This window comes from Malikia granosa (assembly GCF_002980595.1).
GTDB lineage: Bacteria > Pseudomonadota > Gammaproteobacteria > Burkholderiales > Burkholderiaceae_C > Malikia > Malikia granosa.
Window position 1 is genome coordinate 1 of record NZ_PVLQ01000080.1, and the last position, 7,255, is coordinate 7,255.

Consider the following 7,255-nt stretch of genomic DNA (forward strand, 5'->3'; position numbering starts at 1 on the left):
AGACACCTTGAAATCACTCGCGCACGTCTCAATGCTGGCGTCTGCGTGAACTCGGCGAGGGTATGCAATGCCCCATCTTGCCGAAGCCCACGCCCTTCCGGTACTTATCCCGCGAAATCGTTCTTCAGCACGGCACGGTAGCGGACCTTCCCCTCACGCAGTCGGTCCAGCGCCTCGTTGACCTGGGACAACGGGAAAATCTCAACCACCGGCTCGATTCCGTGGCGCGCACAGAAATCGAGCGAGCGTGCGCTCTTGCTCGCCGATCCCATCGGTGTAAGCGTAAATTTCCTTCTGTGCCCACCCCATCCTCACCGCCCATGATTGGTGCATCCCATCAGAGCCATATCCTGCTATAAATGCTACACAAGTAGCCCAACGAGAACGGTGAAGGGAGAGCTGCCATGGCAGATGAGCAAAAAGGTTTTTGGACGTCGATGCCTGGCATCCTGACCGGGCAGGTATCGGTTACACCCGGGATGGCAACTGGTGGCAGGTCATGACCCGCGACGGGAAGGTTGGCTACATGCATGTTTCCCGGATCAAGATCGTCGCGCCGAGGTGATCTCATGCAACAGTTGAACCTGAACCAGGCCTTTACGCTGATCGAGCCGGGGCCGGTGGTCCTCGTGACCACCCATGATGCGGGCAAGGACAACATCATGACCATCTCCTGGACCATGGTGATGGACTTCAAGCCGGTGTTCGCCATCACCACGGGGGCATGGAACCACTCCTTCGCGGCGCTGCGCAAGCACCGGGAATGCGTCATTGCCATTCCCACCGTCGACCTGCTGGACAAGGTGGTCGGCATAGGGACCTGCTCCGGGTCAGACACGCACAAGTTCTCCCGCTTCGGGCTCACGCCCGTGCCGGCCAGGCAAGTCAGGCCGCCCCTGATCAAGGAATGCGTCGCCAACATCGAGTGCCAGGTCATCGACATCATCGAAAGGCACGACATCGTGGTGCTGTAGGGAGTCGCCGCCTACCTCGACACCGACCGCCAGGAGCAGCGCAGGCTCCACGCGGTGGGCGACGGGACCTTCATCGTCGATGGGTGCCGGCTGGATCGCAAGAAGATGATGGCCGCCAAGCTGCCGGCAGGCGTCTAGCTGGGCCTGACTGGCGCTACAGCTGGCGCCCCCGCTCGACATACCTGGCAAACTCCCCCTCCGGCACCATGCTCCCGCCCGTGCCCCAGACCAGGTGGGTGGCATTGGCCAGCCGGGCCGAGCTGGCGCCGATGCGTGCCAGGTAGTCCCGGTCGCGCAGCACCCGCAGCATGCCAGGCATGCCGGCCAGCGCCGACGGCTCGAGCTTGACGCCTTCCTCCCGGTGCGCCAGGGCCAGCAGCCGGAACAGTTCCTCGTCCACCACCGTGTAGTAGCCGTCGATCAGGCGCTGCATGGCACGGCCGACGAAGCCCGAGGGCCGGCCCACCGCCAGGCCGTCGGCGGCGGTGACGTTGTCGATGCCGAAGTCCTGCACGCTGACCGCGTCGTGCAGCCCGGTGTGGACGCCCAGCAGCATGCAGGGCGAGTGGGTCGGCTCTGCAAAGACGCAGTGCACCGCGTCGCCGAAGATCAGCTTGAGCCCGAAGGCGACCCCGCCCGGGCCGCCGCCCACGCCGCAGGGCAGGTAGACGAACAGCGGATGGTCCGCATCGACGCGCACGCCGGCCCGATCCAGCTGCTGCTTGAGCCGTTCCGCCGCCACCGCGTAGCCCAGGAATAAATGCGGCGAGTTCTCGTCATCGACAAAGTAGCAGCTCGGGTCAGATTCGGCCTGGCGCCGTCCCTGCTCGACCGCCGCGCTGTAGTCCGATTCGTACTCGACCACCGTCACGCCGCTGGCGCGCAGCCGGTCCTTCTTCCACTGCCGCGCGTCGGCCGACATGTGGACGCTGGCCTGGAAGCCGAGCTGGGCGCTCATGATGCCGATCGACAGCCCGAGGTTGCCGGTCGAGCCGACCGCTATTCCGTACTGGCCGAAGAACGCGCGCGCGGTATCGCTGTCCAGCGCCGCGTAGTCGTCGCCGGGGCGGATCAGACCGGCCTGCAGCGCCAGGTCCTCGGCATGCTTGAGCACCTCGTGGATGCCGCCGCGCGCCTTGATCGAGCCCGAGATCGGCAGCTCGTTGTCGGTCTTGAGCCAGAGCTGGCCGCTCATCGGCAGGCTGGCATCAATCAGCAGCAGGCGTTGCATGCGTGGCAAGGGCCGGATGCCCGATTCGATCAGCCCGCCCGCCGCAGCGGTCTGCGGAAAGACCTTGGCGATATAGGGCGCGAAGCGCCGCAGCCGCGCACTGGCCTGAGCGACATCATCGGCTCCCAGGCCGACATCGGCCAGCGCGGTCGCGGCAGGTGCGATCGCGGGGTTGAACCAGCTGGTTTCGCGCAGCGCGATCAGGTCGCGGATCAGGGGATGGCTGGCGCACCAGGCTGCCAGGGTTTGGCCGTGGATCATGGGTAGAGCATCAAAGATAGTGGGCCTTGATGGCCGCAGCATCGCTGACCAGCTTCGACAGTCGCAGCGCCTGCTGCGTCACAAAGGTGGCGATGCCTTGGATGAACGGCCGCTCATCGGCCAGATAGAGGTCGGATTGGGCCTGCTGGGCGGCAGCCTGGATCGCAAGCTTGGCCAGTCGCTGCCCTTCGCGACGCATGAGCTTGCGGTCGATGCCGCAGCGTGTGGCGAAGTCGGCCAGCGCGAGCGCGGAAACCTCGTCATGCGCGAACACATCGCCGTAGGCCATGGTCAGTTCAGTATCGAAGCTGTCGTACTGCAACACGCTGACCAGGTCATACCACTGGGCGGGTTCGAGCAGTCCGCCTGGCCGCACCCGGAAGGAGAAGTTCTTGCCGTGCGCATCGCTATTGCCGATCAGGAACTGGAACAATGCCCAGCGCAACATCGTGAGTCGTGCGGCGGCCTTGTTGCTGCTCAATTCGGCGCACTGGAACAGGCGCTCGAAACTCACGCCGTCGCGGATATGGCGAACCGCTGGTGCGCTGCCGAGGTTGCGCTCGTACTTGTAGCTGACCGGAAGGTCGCAGGCCTGGCAGGTATCGATGATGTGAAGCCGCTGGACCCTGGTCTGTTCCCCGGTACCCAGCACCTCGCGGTCGAACCGGCGCACCACGAGCACGGCGCGAGGCGTTCGCAGCAGGCTCACTTCCGCCGCCGAAAGCCCCATTTGGCGGGCCAGGGACATGCAGAAATGCTCGTTGACGGCCAGATGGGGGGTCCTGGCCTGGGCGGTGTCGGGCTTGAGGATATGGGTCGAAGCCAGGCGCTGGCCATCGACGAGGAACAGTCGCCCGCCCTCCACCACCGGGCGGTCGAGATAGACGAGCAACTTGTCCTGCAGGCCGGCTACCGACATGCGGACCTTGCCATCCCAGACGGTCAGCGGCAGCTGTTCGTGCCGGGCGATGCGCTCATCCAGCTCCTGCAGCGTGATCTCGCGTGGAGCAGGGTCATCATCGGGTGCGGTGTCGACCGCTTCGGCAGTGAACCGCAGGGCGCCAGCCGTTTCTGCACCGAGCGCGCGAATCAGGCCGAACACATTGCTCTTCGCCAGACCGTTGTAAGCCACGGCGACATCCAGCGCCCGGCCTTCCGGCAGCAGATGCTCGATGAAGCGCTTCAGGGTATTCGACGAGTAGCCCGATTCCGGACGGATGAGAGGCAGGACAGGCGAGAGCGGGAACGACTGCGGGTCGGCAGCCCAGGCATCGTCGTACACCATCGACCATTGGTCGTCCCTGGCCTCGTGGGAGATGACGGCAACCTTGCGGCCATTGGTCCACAGATGGAGTTCGTGGTTCATGGCTGCGGTCCAGGGTGGCTTGTTCTGAGCGCGGTTTCAGCCTCGCGCACCCAGGGGTGCTCCTTGGGCAGGACCATCAGCGCCAGGCCCAGGCCGTCGAGTACCGCCATGGCCTTGTCCAGGCGGACTGAGCCTTGCCCGTTCTCGAGCCGTGACATGAGGTCCACGGACACGCCGAGCAAGGCCGCCGCATCGTCGATGCGCAGCGACTGGGACTTGCGACGGGCGCGCACGACCGGTCCCAGGACATCGCCTGAGTTCAAGACTGTCACAGAAGAAGAGCGCTGTTTCATTTCGGATTTTCAGAAACTGCAGTCATCTACAGATTGATGGCGCTAAACATTTCTGGTATTCCGAAATTCTGGCGCAAAACCGACTTGACGACAAGAAAATTTCGGAATTCAAGAAATTTTTTCCGCGACAGACCGCGGCATCCTGACTGCCGCATCCCGGGCGGAGCAAGTATTCCTGCCCTGTTCAGCGCAGATAGGGCATGGCCCTGATCCTGGGTCCGATGAAGTCCAGGAAGCTCTGCGCCGCGGGCGACAGCGAGCGTCCCCGGCGCGTGAAGACCTCGAAGTTGCGCCTCACTTCGGGGCTGCCCAGGGGGCGCATCTGCAGGCCGTAGGCCTCGACCAGCGAGGCGGCGTAGGGGATGCACAGCCCCACCCCGAGTCCGGCCTTGACCATCGACAGCACGGTGGCCATGTAGGTGACCTCGGCCGTCGGCGTCAGCGACAACTCGGGCGCGGCGCGGCGCAGGTCCTGGCTCAGCAGTTCGGTGAACTGGCCTTGCAGGGTGATGACCGGCTGGTCCGCCAGGTCGGACCAGTGCAGACGCTCGACGCCGGCCAGCGGGTGGGCGGCGGGAAACACCGCCATGAACGGGCCGTCGAACAGCCGGGCAGATGTGATGTCGGAGTTCGGCTCGCGCTCCGGGCCGATGCCCAGCTCCACCTCGCCGGCAAACACGCGCGCCATCACGCTCTCGACCGGGGTATCGACCAGCTTGACCTGGCTCAAGGGGTGCTGCGCCTGGAAGGCGGCGATCAGCTCGGGCATCAGGGTCGAGGCCAGCAGCTGCGAGGCGGCGACGCGCACCACCCCGGTCTGCTGCAGCGACGGGTCCATGACCTGGTGCAGCATGTCGTCGAGGTCGTGCAGGGTGGCGTCGAGCATCGGGTAGAGCCGGGCGCCGATCTCGGTCAGGTAGACGCGCCGCGTGCTGCGGTCGACCAGGCGCGTGCCCAGGGTCTGCTCGAGCTCCTTGATCAGGCCGCTGAGCGCCGACTGGGTGATGTACAGGCTCTCGGCCGCCAGCGTGAAGCTACCGGTACGCGCGACCGCCAGGAAGGCGCGCAGCTGCCTCAAGGTCACATTCATCTGATCGTCCGATAAATCTATAAGAAAAACCCGTTTGAATGATAGATGGATCTGGTATCCAATCGCGACATCCATCCAACAAACCGCTACCTACCACCCGAGGACACATCATGCTCGTACAAAAGATTCACCATGTCGCCTACCGCTGCAAGGACGCCAAGGAAACCGTCGAGTGGTACCAGAAGCATCTCGGCATGAAGTTCGTGCTGGCGATCGCCGAGAACGAAGTGCCTTCGACCAAGGCACCGGACCCCTACATGCACATCTTCATGGACGCGGGCGACGGCAACATCCTGGCCTTCTTCGAGCTGCCGGGCCAGGCGCCCATGGGCCGCGACGAGAACACCCCGAACTGGGTGCAGCACCTGGCGCTCAAGGTCGACAGCTACCAGGACCTGATCGACACCAAGGCCCGGCTCGAGGCCGAGGGCATCTCGGTGGTGGGCCCGACCGACCACACCATCTTCAAGTCGATCTACTTCTTCGACCCCAACGGCCACCGCCTGGAGCTGGCCTGGGACTGCGGCACGCCGAAGATGATGCAGATGCTCGACGAGGTGAAATGGGACATGATCAACGAGTGGGACAAGACCAAGCGCGCGCCCAAGCATGCCGCCTGGATGCATGATGGCAGCATGTCCTCCTGATCGCTGTTTCTGACCTCATTCCAACACCCATGAGCTTGCTCAACCATACCCATGATCCGGCTGCGCGCAGCTGGCTCGAGTCCGCCAATGCAGCGGTCTGCGATTTCCCGATCCAGAACCTGCCCTTCTGCGTGTTCCGCCGCCGGGGCTCGGACGAGTCCTACCGCGGTGGCGTCGCGATCGGCGACCAGGTCATCGACCTGGCGCAGCTGGGCGCGACCGCTGCGCTGCAAGGCCTGGCCGCCGAGGCGGCACAGGCCGGCGCCGGCGCCAGCCTGAATCCGCTGATGGCCCTGGGGCCGGCGGCCTGGCAGGCGCTGCGCCACGGCCTGTTCGACCTGCTCAAGGCCGGCGCAGCCGGCGCGGCGGTCGATGCCCTGCGCGGCTGCCTGGTCGCCCAGGCGCAAGTCGAATACACGGTGCCGGCACAGATCGGTGACTACACCGACTTCTACACCTCGGTGCACCACGCGACCAATATCGGCAAGCTGTTCCGCCCGGACAGCCCGCTGCTGCCCAACTACAAGTGGGTGCCGATCGGCTACCACGGCCGGGCGTCGAGCATCGGCATCTCGGGCCAGGCCTTCCCGCGGCCCAAGGGCCAGCTCAAGGCGCCGGACGCCGAGACACCGGTGCTCGCGCCGAGCAAGCGCATGGACATCGAGCTCGAGCTTGGCATCTTCATCGGCCAGGGCAACGAGCAGGGCGATCCGATCGGCATCGAGGGCGCGGAAGACCATGTGTTTGGCATCTGCCTGCTCAACGACTGGTCGGCGCGCGACATCCAGGCCTGGGAATACCAGCCGCTCGGCCCCTTCCTGTCGAAGAACTTCGCGTCAACCATCTCGCCCTGGATCGTGACGCTGGAGGCACTGGCCCCCTATCGCGTGCCGTTCACGCGTCCGGAAGGTGATCCGCAGCCGCTGCCCTACCTGGACAGCGCGGCCAACCGTGCCGGCGGCGCGTTTGACATCCAGCTGCAGGTCGGGCTGCTGACCGAGCAGATGCGCGCCGCCGGCCAGTCCGACGCGCAGATCTGCCGCACCAGCTACCGCCATGCCTACTGGACCGTGGCGCAGATGGTGACGCATCACACCATCAACGGCTGCAACCTGCAGCCGGGCGACCTGTTCGGCAGCGGCACCTTGTCGGGTCCGACGCTGGACCAGGCGGGCGCGCTGATCGAGCTGACGGGCGGTGGCAAGAATCCGATCGCGCTGCCCAACGGCGAGCGTCGCACCTTCCTCGAGGATGGCGACGCGGTGGTGATCCGCGGCTGGTGCGAGCAGGCCGGCGCCGCGCGCATCGGCTTCGGCGAGTGCTGGGGACAGCTGCTACCGGCCAGGGCTTGACGGCCCCGCGGCGGGGGGCGGCGGGGCGGGCGGGGGGCGCG

General features: G+C 65.5%; 9 protein-coding genes. 4 read left to right on the forward strand and 5 right to left on the reverse strand.

Annotation, left to right across the window (positions count from 1 at the left end):
- Positions 1-104: 104 nt before the first annotated feature.
- Positions 105-272 (reverse strand): hypothetical protein, encoded by a 168-nt coding sequence (locus C6P64_RS18255; RefSeq protein WP_170073125.1) that lies wholly within the window; start codon positions 270-272, stop codon positions 105-107.
- Positions 273-427: 155 nt separating this feature from the next.
- Here C6P64_RS18255 and C6P64_RS18260 point away from each other — a divergent pair, with 155 nt between their 5' ends.
- Complete coding sequence (locus C6P64_RS18260; protein WP_170073126.1) at positions 428-565, forward strand: SH3 domain-containing protein; 138 nt, start codon at positions 428-430, stop codon at positions 563-565.
- 4 nt (positions 566-569) lie between these two features.
- Positions 570-974, forward strand: coding sequence for a flavin reductase family protein (locus tag C6P64_RS15445; protein ID WP_245911760.1), 405 nt, complete (start codon positions 570-572; stop codon positions 972-974).
- Positions 975-1,128: 154 nt separating this feature from the next.
- Here the strand turns inward: C6P64_RS15445 and C6P64_RS15450 are convergent, their stop codons facing one another.
- The 4 genes from C6P64_RS15450 to C6P64_RS15465 form a co-directional block, all read right to left on the reverse strand.
- On the reverse strand, positions 1,129-2,466 hold the full coding sequence (locus C6P64_RS15450; RefSeq protein WP_105749440.1) for a D-serine ammonia-lyase: 1,338 nt from the start codon (positions 2,464-2,466) through the stop codon (positions 1,129-1,131).
- A gap of 10 nt (positions 2,467-2,476) precedes the next feature.
- A complete protein-coding gene (locus tag C6P64_RS15455; protein WP_105749441.1) occupies positions 2,477-3,832 on the reverse strand; it encodes a HipA domain-containing protein in 1,356 nt (451 codons plus the stop codon).
- On the reverse strand, positions 3,829-4,125 hold the full coding sequence (locus C6P64_RS15460) for a helix-turn-helix domain-containing protein (RefSeq protein ID WP_105749442.1): 297 nt from the start codon (positions 4,123-4,125) through the stop codon (positions 3,829-3,831). The genes C6P64_RS15455 and C6P64_RS15460 overlap by 4 nt, the downstream gene beginning before the upstream one ends.
- A gap of 184 nt (positions 4,126-4,309) precedes the next feature.
- Positions 4,310-5,215 (reverse strand): LysR family transcriptional regulator, encoded by a 906-nt coding sequence (locus C6P64_RS15465; protein WP_105749443.1) that lies wholly within the window; start codon positions 5,213-5,215, stop codon positions 4,310-4,312.
- 110 nt (positions 5,216-5,325) lie between these two features.
- On the opposite strand from C6P64_RS15465, the gene C6P64_RS15470 reads away from it, so the two are divergent.
- Together C6P64_RS15470 and fahA are read left to right on the forward strand one after the other, a co-directional pair.
- Positions 5,326-5,862 carry a VOC family protein gene (locus C6P64_RS15470; RefSeq protein WP_105749444.1) on the forward strand — a complete coding sequence of 179 codons (537 nt, stop codon included), beginning with the start codon at positions 5,326-5,328 and terminating at the stop codon, positions 5,860-5,862.
- 29 nt (positions 5,863-5,891) lie between these two features.
- Positions 5,892-7,214, forward strand: coding sequence for a fumarylacetoacetase (gene fahA / locus C6P64_RS15475; protein ID WP_105749445.1), 1,323 nt, complete (start codon positions 5,892-5,894; stop codon positions 7,212-7,214).
- Positions 7,215-7,255 lie beyond the last annotated feature (41 nt).